Annotated in this window: 19 protein-coding genes; 16 read left to right on the top strand and 3 right to left on the bottom strand. The window is 72.7% G+C overall.

Annotation, left to right across the window (positions count from 1 at the left end; translation table 11 throughout):
- The first annotated feature begins 177 nt into the window (after positions 1 to 177).
- From ACFV4P_RS32085 to ACFV4P_RS32100, 4 genes are all read left to right on the top strand, one after another.
- Entirely contained in the window at positions 178 to 873 is a 696-nt protein-coding gene (locus ACFV4P_RS32085; RefSeq protein WP_380477034.1) for a SigE family RNA polymerase sigma factor, read from the top strand.
- Positions 866 to 2,005 (top strand): hypothetical protein, encoded by a 1,140-nt coding sequence (locus tag ACFV4P_RS32090; RefSeq protein ID WP_380477036.1) that lies wholly within the window; start codon positions 866 to 868, stop codon positions 2,003 to 2,005. Before ACFV4P_RS32085 ends, ACFV4P_RS32090 begins: the two co-directional genes overlap by 8 nt.
- 346 nt (positions 2,006 to 2,351) lie before the next feature.
- On the top strand, positions 2,352 to 3,275 hold the full coding sequence (locus tag ACFV4P_RS32095) for an ABC transporter ATP-binding protein (RefSeq protein WP_073812520.1): 924 nt from the start codon (positions 2,352 to 2,354) through the stop codon (positions 3,273 to 3,275).
- Positions 3,276 to 3,283: 8 nt separating this feature from the next.
- A complete protein-coding gene (locus tag ACFV4P_RS32100; protein ID WP_380477089.1) occupies positions 3,284 to 3,955 on the top strand; it encodes an ABC transporter ATP-binding protein in 672 nt (223 codons plus the stop codon).
- A gap of 69 nt (positions 3,956 to 4,024) precedes the next feature.
- Here ACFV4P_RS32100 and ACFV4P_RS32105 read toward each other — a convergent pair whose 3' ends face one another.
- Positions 4,025 to 4,852, bottom strand: coding sequence for a patatin-like phospholipase family protein (locus tag ACFV4P_RS32105; RefSeq protein ID WP_380477037.1), 828 nt, complete (start codon positions 4,850 to 4,852; stop codon positions 4,025 to 4,027).
- Positions 4,853 to 4,981: 129 nt separating this feature from the next.
- On the opposite strand from ACFV4P_RS32105, the gene ACFV4P_RS32110 reads away from it, so the two are divergent.
- From ACFV4P_RS32110 to ACFV4P_RS32125, 4 genes are read left to right on the top strand one after another with little or no spacing between them, the layout of a single operon-like run.
- Positions 4,982 to 7,543, top strand: a complete 2,562-nt coding sequence (locus tag ACFV4P_RS32110; protein ID WP_380477038.1) for an ATP-binding protein — start codon at positions 4,982 to 4,984, stop codon at positions 7,541 to 7,543.
- Positions 7,540 to 8,220, top strand: a complete 681-nt coding sequence (locus ACFV4P_RS32115; RefSeq protein ID WP_380477040.1) for a response regulator — start codon at positions 7,540 to 7,542, stop codon at positions 8,218 to 8,220. Before ACFV4P_RS32110 ends, ACFV4P_RS32115 begins: the two co-directional genes overlap by 4 nt.
- 55 nt (positions 8,221 to 8,275) lie before the next feature.
- The gene (locus ACFV4P_RS32120; protein ID WP_073812423.1) at positions 8,276 to 8,686 is read left to right on the top strand and encodes an OB-fold nucleic acid binding domain-containing protein; all 411 of its coding nucleotides are present in this window, start codon (positions 8,276 to 8,278) and stop codon (positions 8,684 to 8,686) included.
- Complete coding sequence (locus ACFV4P_RS32125) at positions 8,683 to 9,408, top strand: DUF3159 domain-containing protein (RefSeq protein WP_380477042.1); 726 nt, start codon at positions 8,683 to 8,685, stop codon at positions 9,406 to 9,408. The genes ACFV4P_RS32120 and ACFV4P_RS32125 overlap by 4 nt, the downstream gene beginning before the upstream one ends.
- A 61-nt stretch (positions 9,409 to 9,469) precedes the next feature.
- Here the strand turns inward: ACFV4P_RS32125 and ACFV4P_RS32130 are convergent, their stop codons facing one another.
- Together ACFV4P_RS32130 and ACFV4P_RS32135 are read right to left on the bottom strand one after the other, a co-directional pair.
- Positions 9,470 to 10,126, bottom strand: coding sequence for a TrkA family potassium uptake protein (locus tag ACFV4P_RS32130; protein WP_073812422.1), 657 nt, complete (start codon positions 10,124 to 10,126; stop codon positions 9,470 to 9,472).
- Positions 10,126 to 10,794, bottom strand: coding sequence for a TrkA family potassium uptake protein (locus ACFV4P_RS32135; protein WP_073812420.1), 669 nt, complete (start codon positions 10,792 to 10,794; stop codon positions 10,126 to 10,128). Before ACFV4P_RS32135 ends, ACFV4P_RS32130 begins: the two co-directional genes overlap by 1 nt.
- A 245-nt stretch (positions 10,795 to 11,039) precedes the next feature.
- Here ACFV4P_RS32135 and ACFV4P_RS32140 point away from each other — a divergent pair, with 245 nt between their 5' ends.
- From ACFV4P_RS32140 to ACFV4P_RS32175, 8 genes are all read left to right on the top strand, one after another.
- Positions 11,040 to 13,091, top strand: a complete 2,052-nt coding sequence (locus ACFV4P_RS32140) for an APC family permease (RefSeq protein WP_380477044.1) — start codon at positions 11,040 to 11,042, stop codon at positions 13,089 to 13,091.
- Between the two features lie 460 nt (positions 13,092 to 13,551).
- Complete coding sequence (locus ACFV4P_RS32145; protein ID WP_380477090.1) at positions 13,552 to 14,892, top strand: class I SAM-dependent RNA methyltransferase; 1,341 nt, start codon at positions 13,552 to 13,554, stop codon at positions 14,890 to 14,892.
- 168 nt (positions 14,893 to 15,060) lie between these two features.
- Positions 15,061 to 15,297 carry a toxin-antitoxin system HicB family antitoxin gene (locus ACFV4P_RS32150; protein ID WP_035862820.1) on the top strand — a complete coding sequence of 79 codons (237 nt, stop codon included), beginning with the start codon at positions 15,061 to 15,063 and terminating at the stop codon, positions 15,295 to 15,297.
- Entirely contained in the window at positions 15,294 to 15,707 is a 414-nt protein-coding gene (locus ACFV4P_RS32155; RefSeq protein ID WP_033216979.1) for a hypothetical protein, read from the top strand. The genes ACFV4P_RS32150 and ACFV4P_RS32155 overlap by 4 nt, the downstream gene beginning before the upstream one ends.
- A gap of 115 nt (positions 15,708 to 15,822) precedes the next feature.
- Positions 15,823 to 16,653 (top strand): putative RNA methyltransferase, encoded by an 831-nt coding sequence (locus ACFV4P_RS32160; protein ID WP_380477045.1) that lies wholly within the window; start codon positions 15,823 to 15,825, stop codon positions 16,651 to 16,653.
- A 197-nt stretch (positions 16,654 to 16,850) separates the two neighbouring features.
- Positions 16,851 to 18,104 (top strand): AAA family ATPase, encoded by a 1,254-nt coding sequence (locus ACFV4P_RS32165; RefSeq protein ID WP_380477046.1) that lies wholly within the window; start codon positions 16,851 to 16,853, stop codon positions 18,102 to 18,104.
- A complete protein-coding gene (locus tag ACFV4P_RS32170) occupies positions 18,101 to 18,427 on the top strand; it encodes a nucleotide pyrophosphohydrolase (protein ID WP_380477048.1) in 327 nt (108 codons plus the stop codon). The genes ACFV4P_RS32165 and ACFV4P_RS32170 overlap by 4 nt, the downstream gene beginning before the upstream one ends.
- A 244-nt stretch (positions 18,428 to 18,671) precedes the next feature.
- Positions 18,672 to 19,577 (top strand): DUF6099 family protein, encoded by a 906-nt coding sequence (locus ACFV4P_RS32175; RefSeq protein ID WP_380477049.1) that lies wholly within the window; start codon positions 18,672 to 18,674, stop codon positions 19,575 to 19,577.
- Positions 19,578 to 19,707: the final 130 nt, after the last annotated feature.

Consider the following 19,707-nt stretch of genomic DNA (forward strand, 5'->3'; position numbering starts at 1 on the left):
GATGGTACTGCAGGGGGGACCCTGTGGGAGAGTAGGACGCCGCCGAACAATCTTTCAGGGAAAGCCCCTCGCCTCACGGCGGGGGGCTTTTTCGCATTCCCGGACCATTTCCGGAGCGGGAGGCCGAACCGCCGGGGCTGTTGCCGGGTGGTTCGGTGCACGGCACACTGTGGCGTCATGGTCGTGGAGCAGGGCGAGGGGGCCGGCGGAAGAGCCGGCCGGGGCGGCGACGACTTTCGGGTGTTCTACGAGGCCGCGTACGGTCAGTTGGTCGCGCACTTGTACGCGCTGACGGGTGATCTGGGTGAGGCGCAGGACGCCGCGCAGGAGGCGTTCGTCCGGGCGTGGAACCACTGGGGGCGGCTGGTGTCGCACGAGAATCCGGTGGCGTGGGTCCGGCTGACGGGTCAGCGGATCGCGATCAGCCGCTGGCGGCGGGCGCGGACGGCGTTGCAGAGCTGGATCCGGCACGGGGACGCGAATCTGCCGGTTCCGGGGCCGGGGCCGGAGACAGTGGCGTTGGTGGAGGCGTTGCGGCAGTTGCCGGAGGCGCAGCGGTCGGCGTTGGTCTGGCACCACATGGGGGGTCGTTCGGTGGCGGAGATCGCCGCGGACGAGGGGGTGCCGGTGGGGACGGTCAAGGCGCGGTTGCACAGGGGGCGGCAGGCGTTGGCGGTGCTGTTGGGGGAAGAGCCGGCGGCGGCCGTGGAGGAGCCGATGGTCGCGCCACTGCGGTCGGCCCCGGCGGCTGCCGTAGGTGAACGGGCAGCGGGGGGCGGGGAGTTGACGAGGGCCCGCAGCGCTGACGAGGTGCCGGTGACGGCGCGGTTGACGGGGGCGCGGGTGCAGATGGCGGACGGATCGCATGTCTGAGCCCGAGGCGGAGACGGTGGAGACAGTGGGGACGGAGGACCGCCCGGCGATCGGGGCTGCCCGGCTGGAGGCGATGTTCGACGGGCTGCGGCGCGAGGTGGTGCTGGCCGTGCCGGTGCCGCCGAGCGAGGCGATGGTGCGTCGCGGGGTGCGCCGGGGGCGTTACCGCGCGGGGGCGGTCGCGATGGCGGGGGTGCTGGGCGTGGCGGTGCTGTGGTCGGCGGCGGAGTTGGTGCCCCCGCCGCCGGGGCGCGGGCACGGGGTGGCGGGGTATCCGGTGCCTCCGACGGCTGCGGCGTCCGGGCCGTCGGAGGTGCGGTCGCTTCCGGAGCCGCAGTTGCCGTTGCTGCCGTCGGCGAATTCCGAGGTGGAGTGGGCGCCGTTGGAGTCCGCCGATGCGGTGGTGCGGGCGCTGACGCTGGACGTGTCGCGGATGCCGAGCGTCCTGGGCGGGTACGGCCCGTGGACGGCCTTCCCGGTGGCGGACCAGGCGGCGACCGGCACGGCGTCCCAGGGCTCGACGACCGCGGCAGATCCCTCCGCGAACGCCGACTCGGCTGTCGGCAACGGCACTTCCTCGACAGCGAGCCGGCCGGCGACCCAGCCGGCGAGCCGGGCACCAGGTCAGGAGGCGAACCGAACCGCAGGCCAGTCGGCGAGCCAGGCCCCCGGCCCGAGCGGAAGCGCGTCCGGTCCCCCCGGCGTGGACGCGTTCGCGGACGGCTGTGTGTCGCGGCTGGTCCGCACGTCGGGCGCCGCCCAGTGGTGGGGGCAGCGGTACGTGGACGCCGGGCACCCGGAGGCGACGGCGCAGCAGGTGGTGATGCGGTTCGAGTCGCCGTTGGCGGCGGAGTACCAGGCGACCCGGCTGATGGGGGGCGGGGAGTGTGTGAGCTCGGGGGCGGGGTGGACGGTCGAGCAACAGGTCGGCGCAGTGGTGGCGTTGGGGGTGCGGCAGCCGGTGGCGTACGCGGAGGAGGCGGTGGTGCACATCAGCGGCACGATGGTGGCGGTGTTGACGGTGCGTCGCGGTGGGCGGGGGGTGTCGCCGGCGGCGGGACTGTCGGATCCGTTCCGGGAATCGGCGCTGGAGTTCCTGCAGTTGCGCGCGTCGGAGCCCGAGGCCGGCTGAGGCCGCACGGTCCTGGAACGACAGCGGACCCAGGGGCGGCGTGGCGGTGTCCGGAGAGTTTCGAAAAAAGTCCGCAGTGCGGTGCAACCGGGCTGCTTCGGGCCGCGTTGGTGTGATGAGGTCGCCGCCGATCGGGGTGGCGGCCTGCGGGGGAACGTCCGGTCGGACGGTCGGGGCAGAACAGGGGACTGTCCCGGCTGCCCGACCGGGCGTCAACGAGGCACCCGCCGGGCGTCGCCGACGAGGTGCGGCCGGACGGGAGCGTCGCAGAGGTGTCGGCCGGAGTGCAGGCCGTGCCGAGCCGCGGGTTCGGTGGCCGGAGGGGAATGCGGTGGGGGTGTCGGTGGTGTCGGAGCCCGAGGGGCTGGACGAGTTGCGTCGACGGGCGGTCGCGGCGGGTCCGCCGCCGGCCGAGGGCATGGTGGTGTGCGAGAACCTGGTGCGGATCCACCGTTCCGAGGGCGTCGAGGTGCAGGCCCTGCAGGGGCTCGATCTGACGGTCGAGGACGGCGAGTTGATCGCGGTGGTGGGCGCGTCCGGTTCGGGGAAGTCGACGCTGCTGGGGATCCTGGCGGGGTTGGACGTGCCGACGGCGGGCAGTGCCCGGGTGGCGGGGCACGATCTGCTGGCGATGGACAAGCGGGAGCGGCTGGCGTTCCGGCGGCGGACGGTGGGCTTCGTCTGGCAGCAGACGGCGCGGAACCTGCTGCCGTACCTGACGGCGGTGGAGAACGTGATGCTGCCGATGGGGTACGCGGGGGTGCCGCGCCGTGATCGGCAGCGGCAGGCGGCGGACCTGCTGGGGATGTTGGGGATCGGGCATCTGGCGGGGCGTCGGCCGGCCGAGATGTCGGGCGGTGAGCAGCAGCGGGTGGCGATCGCGGTGGCGAACGCGAACTCGCCGGCGCTGCTGCTGGCGGACGAGCCGACGGGCGAGCTGGACAGTGCGACCAGCGAGGAGATCTTCGCGGCGCTGCGGTCGGTGAACGAGGAGTTGGGGGTGACGGTGCTGATCGTCACCCACGACCCGATGGTGGCCCAGGAGGTGCGGCGCACGGTGCGGATCCGCAACGGGCGGACGTCGACGGAGGTGCTGCGTCCGGAGCGGGGCGAGCCGGGGGTGGAGTACGCAGTGCTGGACCGGGTGGGCCGGTTGCAGTTGCCGCAGGACTTCACGGAGGCGCTGGGGCTGAGCCGCCGGGTGCGGTTGGCCCTGGAGGAGGACCACATCGGGGTGTGGCGCGCGGAGGGGTCGGAGGTGCGCGGGTGACCGGCGCGATGGTGGTCGTGGAGGACGTGCACCGGACGTTCGGGGCGGGCGACCGGGCGGTGCACGCGGTGCGCGGGGTGTCGTTCACGGCGAAGGCCGGTGAGCTGACGGCGCTGCGGGGCCGTTCGGGCTCGGGGAAGACGACGCTGCTGAACCTGGTGGGCGGCCTGGACACGCCGTCGGCGGGGCGGATCAGCATCGCGGGGATGGATCTGTCGGGGCTGGACGAGTCGGGCCGACTGACGTTGCGGCGCGAGCGGATCGGTTTCGTGTTCCAGTCGTTCGGGTTGATCTCGGTGTTGACGGCGGCGGAGAACGTCGGGGTGCCGATGCGGTTGCGCCGGGTGGCGGTGAGGGAGCGCGAGGAGCGGGTGCGGACCCTGCTGGCGATGGTGGGCCTGACCGACCACGCGGAGCAGCGGCCGACGGAGCTGTCGGGCGGCCAGCAGCAGCGGGTGGCGGTGGCGCGGGCGTTGGCGAACGAGCCGGCGCTGTTGATCGCGGACGAGCCGACCGGGCAGCTGGACTCGGACACCGGTCTGGCGATCATGGAGTTGCTGCGGGCGGTGGTGCGCAGCGAGGGCGTGACGGCGCTGGTGGCGACGCACGACCCGCAGCTGATGGACCTGGCGGACCGGGTGCTGGAGCTGCGGGACGGCAGGATCGTCGAGGAGCCGTAGCAGTAAAGAGGAGCCACAGCAGTAAAGAGCAGCCGCAGTAGTAAAGAGGAGCCGCAGTCGTAAGGGGTGTCAGGCCCAGAGCGCGCGGACCTGCTCGGCGATCCGGTGGGCCTGGGCCCGGCCGGCCTCGGCGGCGGGGGCACGGACGGCGGTGTCGAGCGGGTTGACGCCGAAGGCGGCGAGCGCCTCCTCGTCGGGGGTGACGCCGAGGACGGCGCCGGTGGCCCGGAGGGTCTCCAGTTCGGTGTCGAAGTGGTGGTCGGTCATCGGGGCGACGACCAGGACGGCCTGCTGACCGGTCATCAGGTCGGCGTTGGTGTTGCTGCGGATGCCGCCGTCCATGTAGCGGCGGCCGTCGATCTCGACGGTGGGCCAGATGCCGGGGATGGCGCAGCTGGCGGTGACGGCGTCGACCAGGGGGACGCCGCTGTGCCGGTCGAAGGTGCGCAGTTCGCCGGTGTCGGCGTCGACGGCGGTGAGGGTGAGCGGCCAGGCGGGCCAGTCGTGGGCGGGGAGGCGGCCGGCGACGACGGCGCGTCGGTCGGCGGCGGGGACGGTGTCGGTGTCCAGGGCGAGGCGGCCGACGCGGCGCCGCAGTTCGGCGGGGTCGGTGGTCTCGGCGACCAGGCCGGCCCAGGTTTCGAGGACCGACCCGACGGTGTCGAGGGGCGGGACGATCTCGTGGTTCTGCCGGGCCGGGTCGGTCTGCCGGAGGTGGAGTTCGGCGAGCGGGAGACCGGAGGCGAGTTGGCCGGCGACGGTGGCGCCGGCGGAGGTGCCGAGGATGTGGTCGGCGGTGCCGGGAAGGTCGAGGCCGGCTTCGGCGAGGCCGTGGAGCAGGCCGGTCTCCCAGGAGATGCCGGCGAGTCCGCCGCCGCCGAGTACGAGTCCGCGCATGGTGGTTCCCCCTTGGGTTGATCGCTTCGTTCGGCATTTTGGCGCAACGGCCGTCAAGAAGTTGACAATTCTTCAGCCAGACCAGCCTGATCAGCGGATATTCCGATTGCAGGGCCTAGTCTCAATGCCATGGTGCACACGGGCCGCGGCCGGCTGCGGATCTATCTCGGGGCGGCCCCGGGCGTCGGCAAGACGTACGCCATGCTCTCCGAGGCGCACCGCCGCCTCGACCGGGGTGCGGACGTGGTGGTCGGCTTCGTCGAGACCCACGGGCGCGCCCGGACCGCGGAACTGCTCGACGGCCTGGAGACCGTCCCGCGCCGCACGATGACCCATCGCGGCGCCGAGTTCACCGAACTCGACCTGGACGCGCTGCTGGCCCGGGACCCGGCGGTGGCGCTGGTCGACGAACTCGCCCACACCAATGTCCCCGGCTCGCGGAACGCCAAGCGCTGGCAGGACGTCGAGGAGCTGCTGGCGGCCGGGATCGACGTGATCTCCACCGTCAACATCCAGCACCTGGAGTCGCTCGGCGACGTGGTCGAGGGCATCACCGGCGTCCGCCAGCGGGAGACCGTCCCGGACGAGGTGGTGCGGCGCGCCGACCAGATCGAACTGGTCGACATGTCGCCGCAGGCGCTGCGCCGCCGCCTGGCGCACGGCAACGTGTACGCGCCGGAGAAGGTGGACGCGGCGCTCGCCCACTACTTCCGGCCCGGCAACCTGACGGCGCTGCGCGAGCTGGCGCTGCTGTGGACGGCCGACCGGGTCGACGAGTACCTGCAGCGGTACCGGGCCGAGCAGGGCATCCAGGGCACCTGGCAGGCCCGCGAGCGGATCGTGGTCGGCCTGACCGGCGGCCCGGAGGGCGCCACGCTGATCCGCCGCGCCGCCCGGATCGCGGCCCGCAACAGCGCCGGCGAGCTGCTGGCGGTGCACATCTCGCGCTCCGACGGCCTGTCCGGCTCCTCGCCGCAGACGCTGATCGAGCAGCGCGCGCTGGTGGAGAGCCTCGGCGGCAGCTTCCACTCGGTGCTCGGCGACGACCCGGCGGCCGGGCTGCTGGACTTCGCACGCGGCGTCAACGCCACCCAGATCGTGATCGGCACCAGCCGCCGCAAGCTCTGGCAGTACGTGTACGGGCCGGGCGTCGGCCTCACGGTGACCCGGGACTCCGGGGACATCGACGTCCACATGGTCAACCACGAGCACGCGGCGCTCGGCCGGGGCCGGATCCCGATCCGCAGGGTCACCGACCTGGGCCGGACCCGGGCGATCGCGGGCTGGCTGATCGGCGTCGTCGGGCCGCCGCTGCTGGCACTGGTGCTGAGCCGGTTCCACGACCAGGGCCTCTCCACCGACATGCTGCTGTTCCTGTCGCTGACGGTGTGCGCGGCGCTGGTCGGCGGGCTGTACCCGGCGATCGCCTCGGCGCTGGTCGGATCGACGGCGCTCAACTACTACTTCGCGCCCCCCATTCACGCCTTCACCATCGCCGAGCCGCAGAACATCCTGGCGGTGGCGATCTTCACCGCGGTCGGCATCGCGGTCGCCACCGTGGTCGACCTGGCCGCCCGGCGCAGCCATCAGGCGGCCCGCGCCCAGGCCGAGGCGCAGACCATGTCCGCGCTGGCCGGCACCGTGCTGCGCGGCGCCCCCAGCGGCGAGGGGGTGCTGACGGCGCTGCTGGAGCAGGTCCGGGAGACCTTCCAGCAGGAGGCGGTCGCCCTGGTCGAACGCGCCGACCCGCACGCCGCCTGGAACGTTGCCGCCTCGGTCGGGCCGCGTCCGCCCGCCGGTCCCGAGCAGGCGGACGTGGACGTGCCGGTCGGCGACCGCCTCGCCCTGGTGCTGCGCGGCCGGGTGCTGCCCGCCGCGGACCGGCGGATGCTCGGGGCGTTCGCCAACCAGGCCGCCATGCTGCTGGAACGCCGCCGGCTGGCCGGGGAGGCCGCGGCCGCCCGCCGGGAGGCCGAGGGCAACCGGATCCGCACCGCGCTGCTGGCCGCCGTCTCGCACGACCTGCGCACCCCGCTGGCCGGGATCAAGGCCGCCGTCACCTCGCTGCGCGCCGAGGACGTCGAGTGGGACCAGGAGGACGAGGCCGAGCTGCTGGCCGGCATCGAATCCGGCGCGGACCGCCTCGATCATCTGATCAACAACCTGCTGGACATGAGCCGCCTGCAGACCGGCACCGTCACCCCGCTGCTCCAGCCCACCGACCTGGACGAGGTGGTGCCGTTCGCGCTCGGCGGCGTCCCGCCCGGCAGCGTCCGGCTGGACGTGGCGGAGTCGCTGCCGATGGTGCGCGCCGACGCCGGGCTGCTGGAACGGGTGCTGGCCAACCTGGTGGAGAACGCCGTCAAGTACGGCCCGCCCGGCAGCCCGGTGCTGGTCAAGGCGGACCTGCTGCCGCGCGAGGGCCGGGTCGAACTGCGCGTGGTGGACCGCGGCCCGGGCGTCCCCGAGGAGGCCCGGGAGCGGATCTTCGCCCCGTTCCAGCGCTACGGCGACGCCCCGCGCGGCACCGGCGTCGGCCTCGGCCTGGCGGTGGCGCGCGGCTTCGCCGAGGCGATGGGCGGCGCCGTCACCGCCGAGGACACCCCCGGCGGCGGGCTGACCATGGTGGTCTCGCTGCCCGCCGTCGACCTGCACGAGCACACCGACAACGGAAAGGCCGGTCCCGCATGACCCGGGTCCTGGTGGTGGACGACGAACCGCAGATCGTCCGTGCCCTGGTGATCAACCTCAAGGCCCGCAAGTACGAGGTGGACTCCGCGCACGACGGCGCGAGCGCCCTGGAACTGGCCGCCGCCCGCCATCCCGACGTGGTGGTGCTCGACCTCGGCCTGCCCGACATGGACGGCGTCGAGGTGATCCGCGGCCTGCGCGGCTGGACCAGGGTGCCGATCATCGTGCTGTCCGCCCGGCACGCCTCCGACGAGAAGGTCGAGGCGCTGGACGCCGGCGCCGACGACTACGTCACCAAGCCGTTCGGGATGGACGAGCTGCTGGCCCGGATGCGGGCCGCCGTACGCCGCGCCGAACCGGTCACCGCCGAGGGCGAGTCGGTGGTCGCCACCGAGTCGTTCACCGTCGACCTGGCCGCGAAGAAGGTCAACCGTCAGGGCCACGACGTCCGACTCACCCCCACCGAGTGGCACCTGCTGGAGGTGCTGGTGCGCAACTCCGGGCGGCTGGTCAGCCAGACCCAGCTGTTGCAGGAGGTGTGGGGGCCGGCCTACCGCAAGGAGACCAACTACCTGCGGGTCTACCTGGCGCAGCTGCGTCGCAAGCTGGAGGCCGACCCCTCGCACCCCCGCCACTTCATCACCGAACCGGGCATGGGCTACCGCTTCGAGCCGTGACCGGGCCCACCCGTGGCTCTGCCGCCGGGAGGCGGTGAACCGGTACCCTTCCCGCATGAGTGGTGACAACATCGGCGACCAGCCGCAGGGCCGTTTCCGCCGCATGCTGAGCCGGCTGACGTCCTCCTCGGAGGAGCTGGCCGCTCAGGAACTGCGGCAGGACACCGCCGAGGCGGGCTGCACCCCGATCGCCGCCTGCGGCGACCGTGAGATCGTCACCGTGGCCGGCACGCTGCGGACCGTCACGCTGCGCCCCCGTGCGGGTGTGCCCGCGCTGGAGGCCGAGCTGTTCGACGGCACGGAGGCGCTGGACGTGGTGTGGCTGGGCCGTCGCTCGATCGTGGGCATCGAGCCGGGCCGCCGTCTGATCGCCAGCGGCCGGATCGGCCACGCACGCGGGCGCCGCGTGCTCTTCAACCCCCGCTACGAGCTGCGTCCGGTGGGACACGGGAGCGAGTCCGCGTGAGCAACGAGGCCGAGGCGATCCGAGTGACCGCGCACGACCCGCAGGACGATCCGCAGAGCGGTGTGTACGAACGGGACGCCTCCAAGGAGGCGGCCGAGACGGTGCTGAAGGCGTTCGGCGGCATCCGCGGCATGGTCGACATGACGCTGCCGGGCCTGGTGTTCATCATCGCCTTCAACATCACCCACAAGGTGCCGGTGGCCGCCTGGTCGGCGCTGGCGCTGTGCGCGGTGTTCGTGGTGGTCCGGCTGGCACGGCGGGAGACCATCCAGCACGCCTTCTCCGGCGTGTTCGGGGTGGCGATCGGTGCCTGGATCTCGATGAAGACCGGCAAGGCCGAGGACTTCTACCTGCCGGGCCTGCTGTGGAACGTCGGCTACTGCGTGGCGCTGGCGGTCTCCGCGCTGGTGCGCTGGCCGATGATCGGACTGATGCTCGGCCCGATCACCGGCGAGATGTTCACCTGGCGCAAGCAGAACCCGGGCCGGCTGGCCGCCTACACCCGGGCGACCTGGGCCTGGGTGCTGATCATGGGCCTGAAGCCGTTGATCCTATTCCCGCTGTACTTCACCCACAACGTCAACCTGCTGGGCTGGCTGAAGGTCGCCCTCGGCATTCCGCCGATGCTGCTGGCGATGTACGTGACCTGGCAGATCCTGCTGAAGGCGCCGCCGCCGATCAAGGCGGAGCTGCCGGAGGACGGGGAAGAGCCGCAGAAGTAGTCGGCAGGTACGACGAAGGGCCCGCGCGATGCGCGGGCCCTTCGTCGTACGGCGGGGCGGATCAGCCGGCGAGCAGCGTCTCCAGCTCCTCCTCGCGTTCCTGGGCGGCGACGAACAGCAGCTCGTCACCGGCCTCCAGGGTGTCGCTGCCACCGGGGACCAGCACCCGGCCGGCCCGGATGATGGTGACCAGCGCGGTGTCCACCGGCCAGGCCACGTCCGAGACCCGGGTGCCGACCAGACCGGTGTCGGCGGCCAGGGTCAGCTCGACCAGGTTGGCGTTGCCCTGCGAGAAGCGCATCAGCCGGACCAGGTCGCCGACGCTGACGGCTTCCTCGACCAGCGCCGACATCAGACGCGGGGTGGAGACGGCGACGTCCACGCCCCACGACTCGTTGTACAGCCACTCGTTCTTCGGGTTGTTCACCCGGGCGACCACCCGGGGCACCCCGTACTCGGTCTTGGCGAGCAGCGAGACGACCAGGTTGACCTTGTCGTCACCGGTGGCGGCGATCACCACGTGGCAGCGCTGCAGGGCGGCCTCGTCCAGCGAGGTGATCTCGCAGGCGTCGGCGAGCAGCCACTCCGCCAGCGGGACCCGCTCCACCGAGATGGAGTTCGGGTTCTTGTCGATCAGCAGGACCTCGTGGCCGTTCTCCAGCAGCTCTCCGGCGATGGAACGGCCGACGGCACCGGCTCCGGCGATTGCGACGCGCATCAGTGACCAGCCTCCTCGGGGCCCTTGGCGAAGGCCGCCTCGACCGCGGTCAGTTCGTTGCGGCGCAGCATCACGTGCACCAGGTCGCCTTCCTGCACCACCATCTGCGGGGTGGGCAGCACGCCCTCTCCGACGCGGGTGACGAACGCCACCCGGACACCGGAGGCGGCCTCCAGCTCGGACAGGCGGTGGCCTATCCACGCGGGGGCGAACGCCACCTCGGCGAGCTGCACGGCGCCCGACGGGTCCTGCCAGACCGGCTCGGCGCCGCTGGGCAGCAGCCGGCGCAGCATCTGGTCGGCCGTCCAGCGGACGGTGGCGACGGTCGGGATGCCCAGACGCTGGTAGACCTCGGCGCGGCGGGGGTCGTAGATGCGGGCCGCGACGTGCTCGACGCCGAAGTTCTCGCGGGCCACCCGGGCGGCGATGATGTTGGAGTTGTCACCGCTGGAGACGGCGGCGAAGGCGCCCGCCTCCTCGATGCCGGCTTCCCGCAGGGTGTCCTGGTCGAAGCCGACGCCGGTGACCCGGCGGCCGTTGAAACCGGCGCCGAGCCGACGGAAGGCGGTCGGGTCCTGGTCGATCACCGCGACCGAGTGGCCTTGTTTCTCAAGCGTTCTGGCGAGGGCCGAGCCCACGCGCCCGCAGCCCATGATGACGATGTGCACGCGACTACCTCACCCGATCCGTTGGGGTCATGACCTGCGTAAACACCGTTCATCGTCCTTCCGTGCCCCCAATTGCGGGGGCGAGTTGTCGACTGCGCCTGTGATCCGACGCAGGGGGCAACCAGGTGGTGCCCGCTGACCCGTAATCCGACACGCTAGCCGGTCCGCCGAACACAGTCGCGACCAAGGTGGCCCCGGGAGGCATCGAGTGCCACCGGGAGCCCTTACGATTCCTTGCTGTGCCTATGCCTGCTGACCTACCGAAACGCATCCTGATCGGGCGTGCGCTGCGCAGCGACAAGCTGGGGGAGACGCTGCTCCCCAAGCGGATCGCGCTGCCGGTGTTCGCCTCGGACGCGCTCTCCTCCGTGGCGTACGCGCCCGAGGAGATCCTGCTCACGCTGTCGCTGGCCGGCGCGTCGGCGATCCACTTCTCCTGGCAGATCGGCCTCGTGGTCGCCATCGTGATGCTCGCGGTGGTCGCCTCGTACCGGCAGAACGTGCACGCCTACCCGAGCGGTGGCGGCGACTACGAGGTCGCCACCGTCAACCACGGGCCGAACTCCGGCCTGGTGGTGGCGAGTGCGCTGATGGTCGACTACATCCTCACCGTGGCGGTCTCCACCACCTCGGGCGTGGCCAACGTGGTGTCGGCGGTGCCGGCGTTGCGCGGCCACGAGATGGCGCTGTCGGTGTTCCTGGTCATCCTGCTGATGGGCATGAACCTGCGCGGTGTGCGCGAGTCCGGCTCCGCGTTCGCGGTGCCGACGTACGCGTTCATGGTGGGCGTGCTCGGCATGGTGGTCTACGGCCTGGTGCGGCACTTCGGGTTCGACTCGGCGCTGCCCGCGGAGAGCTCGTCGTTCCACCTGGAGCCGACGCCCGGCAACGGGGCGCTGACCGGGTTCGCGCTGGTGTTCCTGCTGCTCAAGGCGTTCTCCTCGGGCTGTGCGGCGCTCACCGGTGTGGAGGCGATCTCCAACGGCGTGCCGGCCTTCCGGAAGCCGAAGAGCAAGAACGCCGCGACCACGCTGCTGATGATGGCGAGCATCGCCGTCACGATGTTCATGGGCATCATCTACCTGGCGCACCTGACCGGGACGCAGATGGCCGAGAACCCGACCGAGCAGCTGATCGGCGCGCCGGCGGACTACCACCAGAAGACCGTGCTGGCGCAGATCTCCGAGGCGGTGTTCTCCAACTTCACCCCCGGCTTCTACTTCGTCGCGGGCACCACCGGCCTGATCCTGGTGCTGGCCGCGAACACCGCCTTCAACGGCTTCCCGGTGCTCGGCTCGATCCTCGCCCAGGACCGCTACCTGCCGCGTCAGCTGCACACCCGCGGCGACCGGCTGGCGTTCTCCAACGGCATCGTGCTGCTGGCCGGCGCGGCGATCCTGTTCATCGTGGCGTTCGGCGCCGACCCGAACCGGCTGATCCAGCTGTACATCGTCGGTGTGTTCGTGGCGTTCAACATGAGCCAGTCCGGCATGATCCGGCACTGGACCAGGCTGCTGAAGACCGAGACCGACCCGAAGAAGCGCGGCCGCATGCAGCGCAGCCGGGCGATCAACGCCTTCGGCCTGGTGATGACCATGGCCGTGCTGATCGTGGTGCTCGCCACCAAGATCGGTCACGCCTGGATCGCGATCGCGCTGATGGTGGTGCTGTTCGTGATGATGAAGGCGATCCGTCGGCACTACGACAGCGTCAACTCCGAGCTGGAGGCCGCCGAGGAGCCCACCGACGTCGCCCCGCCGACCCGGGTGCACGCCGTCGTGCTGGTCTCCAAGCTGCACAAGCCCGCGCTGCGCGCCCTCGCGTACGCCCAGCTGTCCCGGGCGCACATCCTGGAGGCCGTCACCGTCAACGTGGACCCGGCCGACACCGCGGCGCTGCGCAAGGAGTGGGACGAGCGCGGCATCGACGTGCCGCTGAAGGTCCTCGACTCGCCGTACCGGGAGATCACCGGCCCGGTGCTGGAGTACGTGAAGAACCTGCGCCGCGACAGCCCGCGCGACGTGGTCGCGGTCTACATCCCCGAGTACGTGGTCGGCCACTGGTACGAGCACCTGCTGCACAACCAGAGCGCGCTGCGGCTCAAGGGACGACTGCTGTTCAAGCCCGGTGTGATGGTGACGTCCGTACCCTGGCAGTTGGAGTCCTCGGAACGACGCAAGGCACCCAAGGCGTGGTCCGCGCCCGGTGCGGTGCGTCGTGGCGAGCCCCGGCCGCGTGCCGGGCAGACCACCGGGGAGTCCCGTGGCGGCAAGGACGACGCCGCGCCGCGCGACTGAGCGGCGCACGGCCCGTCCGGCCTCCCGATGGCCTTCAATGGGCCCGTGGCGGATCGTTCCCGGTCCGCCACGGGCCGCCGTGTTTCTCCACCGTCCGTCCCCCCGTCTTTCGTATCGCGTAAGGAAGCGCCCTGTGACCCGCAACAACCCGCCCCGCTCCTCCGGTCGCCAGGGCCGCCCCGGCCGCACGTCCGGCGCCAAGCCCGGGCAGGTGGCGCACCCGCGCTGGAGCAGCCGGCCGGCCCGGCCCGAAGCCACCGACCGGGAGGGCAACACCGCCCGCAGCCTGCCGCCGGTGCCGGGCGAGCAGCGTCCCGCCGAGGAGCGGCCGGCACCCGCGAAGGCGGCGAAGTCGGCGAAGTCGGCGAAGGAGCAGAAGACGGCGAAGGGCGAGGGCCCGCGCGCGAAGAAGGCCGATCGGCAGGGGCGCAAGCCCGGTGCGGTGCGCGCGCCCAAGGCCGTGCGGCCCGCCCGGCCGGCGCTGCGGCAGCCGTCCGGCGACCCGCTGGTCGGCGAGCGCTACGAGGTCGAGGTCGGGCCGGTCGCGCACGGCGGGCACTGCGTGGCCCGGCACGAGGGCCGGGTGCTGTTCGTCCGGCACGCGCTGCCCGGTGAGCGGGTGATCGCGCAGGTCACCGACGGCACCACCACCTCGCGATTCCTGCGGGCCGACGCGGTGGAGGTGCTGGAGGCCGCCAAGGAGCGGATCGAGGCCCCCTGCCGGTTCGCCGGCCCCGGCAAGTGCGGCGGCTGCGACTGGCAGCACGTCACCCCCGGCGGGCAGCGCAAGCTCAAGGGCGCGGTGCTCACCGAGCAGCTCGCCAAGCTGGCCGGCCTCACCCCCGAGGAGGCCCACTGGGACGGCTCGGTCGAGCCGGTCGGCGGCAAGCTCCAGGCCGGCGAGGTCCCGGCCTGGCGCAGCCGCGTCCAGTACGCCGTCGACGATGACGGCACGATCGGCCTGCGCAAGCACCGTTCGCACGACATCCAGCCGATCGACCGCTGCCTGATCGCCGCGCCCGGCGTCACCGAGCTCGGCATCGAGTCCCGCGACTGGACGGGCGTCGCCTCCGTCGATGCGATCGCCGCGTCCGGCTCCTCCGACCGGCAGGTGATCCTGCGGCCGCAGCCCGGCGAGCAGCTGCCGCTGGTCGAACTCGACCGGGAGGCCTCGATCGCCCGGATCGACGAGCAGGACCTGTTCCACCGCGTGCACGGCCGCGCCTTCGTCCGCGAGCGCGCCGTCGGCCGCACCTGGCGGGTCTCCAACGGCGGCTTCTGGCAGATCCACCCCGAGGCCCCGGACACCCTGGTCGACGCCGTCCTCACCGGCCTCGACCCGCAGTGGGGCGAGAGCGCCCTCGACCTGTACTGCGGCGTCGGCCTGTTCGCCGGCGCGCTCGCCGAACGGGTCGGCGAGGAGGGCGCGGTGCTCGGCATCGAGTCCGGCAAGCAGGCCGTGGCGGACGCCCGGCACAACCTGGCCGCGCTGGAGAACGTCCGGATCGAGTGCGACAAGGTCGAGACCCTGCTGCCCCGCACCGGCATCACCTCCACCGACCTGATCGTCCTCGACCCGCCGCGGGCCGGCGCCGGCCGCGACACCGTCGCGCACCTCTGTTCGCTCTCCGCCCGCCGCATCGCCTACGTCGCCTGCGACCCTGCCGCGCTCGCCCGCGACCTGGCCTTCTTCCGCGAGGGCGGCTACCGCCCGGTCTCGCTGCGGGCCTTCGACCTGTTCCCGATGACCCACCACTTCGAGTGCGTGGCCATCCTGGAGCCGATCGCCGACCGCCCGTAGTCGACCCACCCGTCAGGACGGGCGCGGGAGTTCCTCTCCCGCGCCCGTCCGGCGTTTCCGGGCCCGGCGGCCGGTTTTCGCGGGGGCGCGGGCGGACAGGGTTGGGGGAGCGGGGGTGCGGCCGGTTTGCGCCCTTGTTGTGCTAGCACCTCGGCGCTAGCGTGAAGCATGGCCAAGAAGCAGCTGAACGTCAGGGTGGATGCGACCACCGCCGAGATGGCCCGCGAGCGGGCCGAACAGCAGGGGATCAGCATGAACCAGTACATCGAGCGCCTGGTACAGCAGGACATGGGCGAGGCGGGGCGCAACTTCGTGGACGCCGCGGCGCAGTTCATGAAGGAGCACGAGGCGGCGTTCCTCGCCGAGTTCGGATCGCCGAGCGAACTCCAGGACGTGCGCCGTTGAAACTTGAGGTCGACCTCTCGTGGCTGCTCATGACCGCCGAGCAGTACACGCCCGGTGACCCGCAGGTCACCGACTACGGATCGCTGCTCGCGGCGATCACCAGGCACCAGGCCGAAATCTTCGACATCGCCGTCTACCCGGAGCCGCAGGACCGTGCGGCCGCGCTGATGCACCAGCTGATCCGGGTCCCCGCGCTGGAGCGCAACAACGAGCTGTTCGCCACCGCCGTGGCCTACGCGTACCTGGTGGCCAGCGGCTGCCGGGTGGCGACCACCGCGCGCGAGGTGCGCAGCCTGGCCCGGGCGATCCGGGAGGGCAAGCTCGGCATCACGGGCGTGGCCGAGCGGCTGGCGATGTGGGTGGTCGACGAGTCGGAGGAGGAAGAAGTCGGCGACGACGGCGAGGAGTGAGCCGTCGGCACGGTCTGGCCGCAGGTCAGGGGCCGGGAGAGCGACGAGGCGTCCGCAGCCGGGATACCCTCGACGTTCCCCCGGCCCCTGACGATCCCGCGAGGATGCGACCGAGTTGCTGCAGGACATCGAGCCCTATCTGGTCTGCCCGCACTGCGCCCACCCCCTGACCCTGGACGGCCGCACCCTGCGCTGCGCACAGGGCCACAGCTTCGACCAGGCCCGGCAGGGCTACGTCAGCCTGCTGGCCGGCGACGCGAAGGCGGGCACCGCCGACACCGCGGAGATGGTCGCCGCCCGCAGCGAGTTCCTGGCGGCCGGCCACTACCGTCCGCTGGAGCGGGCGCTGGCCGAGGCCGCCGCCGGGGTCGCGGCGGACACCGGCCTGGTGGCCGACCTGGGCGCGGGCACCGGGCACTACCTGGCGCGGGTGCTGGAGGCCCGGCCCGGTGCGGCCGGCGCGGCCCTCGACCTGTCGAAGTACGCGCTGCGGCGGGCCGCGAAGGCGCACCCGCGGATCGGCGCCGTGGTGTGCGACGCCTGGCGTCCGCTCCCGCTGCGGGACGGCGCGGCGGACGTGCTGCTGAACGTGTTCGCGCCGCGCAACGGCCCGGAGATGCGGCGGGTGCTGCGCCCGGGCGGGCGGTTGCTGGTGGCCGCGCCGACCTCCCGCCACCTGCGGGAACTGGTGGGCGCGCTGGGCCTGCTGTCGGTCGACGAGGACAAGGACCGGCGGATCGAGGAGAAGCTCGGCCCGTGGTTCGCGCCGGTGGGGCGCACGGACGTGGAGTTCGCGCTGCGGCTATCGCGGGCGGACGCCGCCGCCGTGGTCGGGATGGGGCCGAGCGCCTGGCACACCGACCGGGCCGCGCTGGCCGCCGCACTGGACGCGCTGCCGGAGCCCGTGGAGGTCACCGGCTCGGTGCGGATCACCGCGTACGAGTGACACACCGCGACGGGCCCGGCGACGGTGGGGACTCGAAGGGGTGAAAGGCCGTCAGGAGAGTCGTTTCTCCAGCTCACTGCGGGCCTAAAGTGCTCGGAGTGACCAGCGAAGCCCCCTTGGCCCCGCCCCCGGTCGGGCCACCCGACCGCTCCTCCGCCCAGCCGGGCCGGCGCCCGCCCACGGAGTCCACACCCCTGGTGAAGCGCCCGACCGTCGAGGAACTGCGGCTGACGTCCTTCAAGTCCTACCGGCGCGCCACCCTGCCGATGTCGCCGCTGACCGTCGTCCACGGCCCGTCCGGGGCGGGCAAGTCCAACGCGCTGGACGCCCTCTCCGTGCTCTCCCGGCTCGCCCTCGGCGAGGAGATCAGACCCTCGCTGGACGGCATCGGCGGCATCGGCGGCCCGCTCGCCGTCCCCGTCCGGGGCGGGTTGGCCGGCTGCGTCCCGCACGGGCGCAACGCGATCATCCTGGGCTGCACCGTCCGCTCCGGCGTCGGGCAGGTCCGGCTCGAAGTGGTGGTGCGCACCGACGAACGCGTCCGGATCGCCCGCGAATGGCTCACCCTGGACGGCCGGACCCTGATGGAGACCGGCGAACAGGACCTCGCCCGCGGCCGGGTCAACGTCACCTGGCACAACGACTCCCGGCAGGGCGACATCCGCGCGCCGCTGTCCAGCAGCAGCCTGATCACCGCCCAACTGCCGCTGCGGGTGGCCGGATCGTCCAACGGCGAACGCAAAGTGCTGGCCGCCTCCGAACAACTGCTCACCGCACTGCGCGAGGTGTTCGCCCTGCACCCCGTGCCGGCCGCGATGCGCGGCTGGGCCCGGCCCGAACCGCAGGCCCGGCTGCTCGGCACCGCCGCCAACATCTCCGCCGTCCTCGGCCGCCTCAAGAGCGAGTGCCAGCGCCGCTGGGCCCGGCTGCTGCGCACCGTCCAGGCCGCCGCGCCGCACCCGCTGCTCGGACTGGACGTCGCCCGGCGCGGCGAGGGCGCGCAGCAGCGGCTGATCGCCGTCTTCGACGAGGGCGTGCTCGGCCGCACCGGCGCCGACCAGGCCTCCGACGGCATGCTGCGGCTGCTCGCCTTCGCCGCCGTCCTGCTCACCGGCGCCGACGTCATCGACGTCGACCCGGCCGCCGAAGTACCGGACGCGCACCGGCAGTTGGTGCTGCTCGCCGAGGACCTCGGGGCCGGGCTGGCGGCCGAACAGGTCGCCGCGCTGCTGCGGCTGGCCCGCGAAGTCACCGGCAAGGGCGACATCCGGCTGCTCGCCACCCTCCAGGAACCCGGCCCCGCGCACGGCCTGGACGGCGTCGAACTGGTCGAGTGCCGGCGCGATCCGGCCACCGGCCACAGCCTGCTGCGCCGCACCGAACCCGCCGCCCGGGTACCCGTCCAGGGCACGGCGCGGGACGCGGCCGCAGTGGTAGACCTGGGGGAATGAACGACGATCTGACGGTGCCCGAACTCCAGCGGCGACTGACCGAGTTCGCGGCCGCCCGGAACTGGCAGCCGTTCCACACCCCGAAGAACCTGGCCTCGGCGCTGAGCGTCGAGGCCGGTGAACTGCTGGAGATCTTCCAATGGTTGACGCCCGAACAGGCCGGCGCGGTGATGGCCGACGCCGGCACGGCGCACCGGGTGCGGGACGAGGTCGCCGACGTGCTGGCCTACCTGCTGCAGCTGTGCACCGTGCTGGAGGTGGATCCGCTGCGGGCGCTGGCGGAGAAGATCGAGCGCAACGAGAGCCGGTTTCCGGCGGCTTGAGGTCGTTCCGCGGTGGCTTCGGGGCTTCGTGGCTTCGTGTTTTCGGCGTTTCCGGCGGCTCAGGCGTTTCACGTGGGTGGGGAAATCATCCGGTTTTCCCTCCTGCGGGGGACCCGAGTTTTCCACAGGGCCGGGTTGTCCACAGGCGCGGCGAATGCGCTGGGAACGACCGGCCGGCGACGGCACGCTGAGCCCCTGACCGACCGCCGACCGACGGCGGCGGCGACCGAGGGGAGCGCGCGCCATGGAGGCACTGCGACTGATCAAGACCGTCCGGCAGGACCTGGCCGAGGCCCGGGGAGCCAGGGAGATCCTGTACCGGGCCTGGCAGTCCGGGCTGGCCATCGAGGCCGTCGGCGCACGGATCGCCGACCACGACGGCGAGGAGTTCGCCACCCTGGGGCAGCTGCTCTCGGAGGCCGGCGGGCATACCGCGAGCTGCCTGCGACAGCCGCCCGATCCCGGCCTACACGGGCCTGGCCTCCACGGGCTCGGCGGCGGGCTCGGCGGCGGGCCGGTGCAGAGGCTCGGCGGTCGGTCCGGGCCGGGGCCGGTCGAGCGGCTCACCGAGCTCGGCGAGCTGGAACCGGTCCTGGTGGAGCTGGCCGGGCTGTTGGAGGAGACCGGCGAGAACCTGGTGGTGCTGGCCTGCGGAGCGGAGACCGAGAGCCTGTACTGGACGTGCATCGACGGGCTCGACGCGAGCTCCGAATGCCGGGATCTGGTCGCCGAGTTGCTGCGCGAGCAGCAGCGGGCGACGGCGGCCGACGAGACGTCTTCCGAGAGCGTGGACGCAGCGGAAGACGAGGCAGCGGAAGGCGGGGAGGCGGAAGCCGAGGCGGCCGTGATGTCGGGCGGGGCCCGGCGGGAGGAGCCGAGGCTCGTGGTCCCGCTGGGCCCGCCGGTCCCGGTGGCGTGCGCTCAGTCGCGGGCCGAGTCGTCCGGCTCGCTCCGGGGTGCGGGTGCGGTGTCCCGCAGGTCGGAGTCGAGTCCGGCCAGGTCGGTGTTGATCGAGGCGAGCAGCTCCTGCATCTGCTCCAGCAGCGACTTGGTGGTGACGGGCACGCCGCCCGTGGGGGTGCCCGTGGTGGGCGGCTCGGTCCAGGGCTCGGACATGAGGGGGCCCCTTCAGCTCGGTGGTGCGGGGTGAAGCGCCGGGGGTCGACGCCGCCGGTCCAACGAGTCCCCGCCGTGCACGGTCACCCGGGACCACCCGTAGCGGTCCAACCGCGGGGCCCGGTCAGCCCCAGGGGTGAGCCGAGTTTGCGAGCCCGGCCCCC

This window comes from Kitasatospora sp. NPDC059795 (assembly GCF_042732175.1).
GTDB lineage: Bacteria > Actinomycetota > Actinomycetes > Streptomycetales > Streptomycetaceae > Kitasatospora.

What these genes read in the sequence shown, in the direction of transcription:
- ACFV4P_RS32085 (WP_380477034.1), top strand. Translation starts at nt 178, where the DNA reads ATGGTCGTGGAGCAGGGCGAGGGGGCCGGCGGAAGAGCCGGCCGGGGC.
- ACFV4P_RS32090 (WP_380477036.1), top strand. Translation starts at nt 866, where the DNA reads ATGTCTGAGCCCGAGGCGGAGACGGTGGAGACAGTGGGGACGGAGGAC.
- ACFV4P_RS32100 (WP_380477089.1), top strand. Translation starts at nt 3,284, where the DNA reads ATGGTGGTCGTGGAGGACGTGCACCGGACGTTCGGGGCGGGCGACCGG.
- ACFV4P_RS32105 (WP_380477037.1), bottom strand. Translation starts at nt 4,852, where the DNA reads ATGCGCGGACTCGTACTCGGCGGCGGCGGACTCGCCGGCATCTCCTGG.
- ACFV4P_RS32110 (WP_380477038.1), top strand. Translation starts at nt 4,982, where the DNA reads ATGGTGCACACGGGCCGCGGCCGGCTGCGGATCTATCTCGGGGCGGCC.
- ACFV4P_RS32115 (WP_380477040.1), top strand. Translation starts at nt 7,540, where the DNA reads ATGACCCGGGTCCTGGTGGTGGACGACGAACCGCAGATCGTCCGTGCC.
- ACFV4P_RS32120 (WP_073812423.1), top strand. Translation starts at nt 8,276, where the DNA reads ATGAGTGGTGACAACATCGGCGACCAGCCGCAGGGCCGTTTCCGCCGC.
- ACFV4P_RS32130 (WP_073812422.1), bottom strand. Translation starts at nt 10,126, where the DNA reads ATGCGCGTCGCAATCGCCGGAGCCGGTGCCGTCGGCCGTTCCATCGCC.
- ACFV4P_RS32140 (WP_380477044.1), top strand. Translation starts at nt 11,040, where the DNA reads ATGCCTGCTGACCTACCGAAACGCATCCTGATCGGGCGTGCGCTGCGC.
- ACFV4P_RS32150 (WP_035862820.1), top strand. Translation starts at nt 15,061, where the DNA reads ATGGCCAAGAAGCAGCTGAACGTCAGGGTGGATGCGACCACCGCCGAG.
- ACFV4P_RS32170 (WP_380477048.1), top strand. Translation starts at nt 18,101, where the DNA reads ATGAACGACGATCTGACGGTGCCCGAACTCCAGCGGCGACTGACCGAG.
- ACFV4P_RS32175 (WP_380477049.1), top strand. Translation starts at nt 18,672, where the DNA reads ATGGAGGCACTGCGACTGATCAAGACCGTCCGGCAGGACCTGGCCGAG.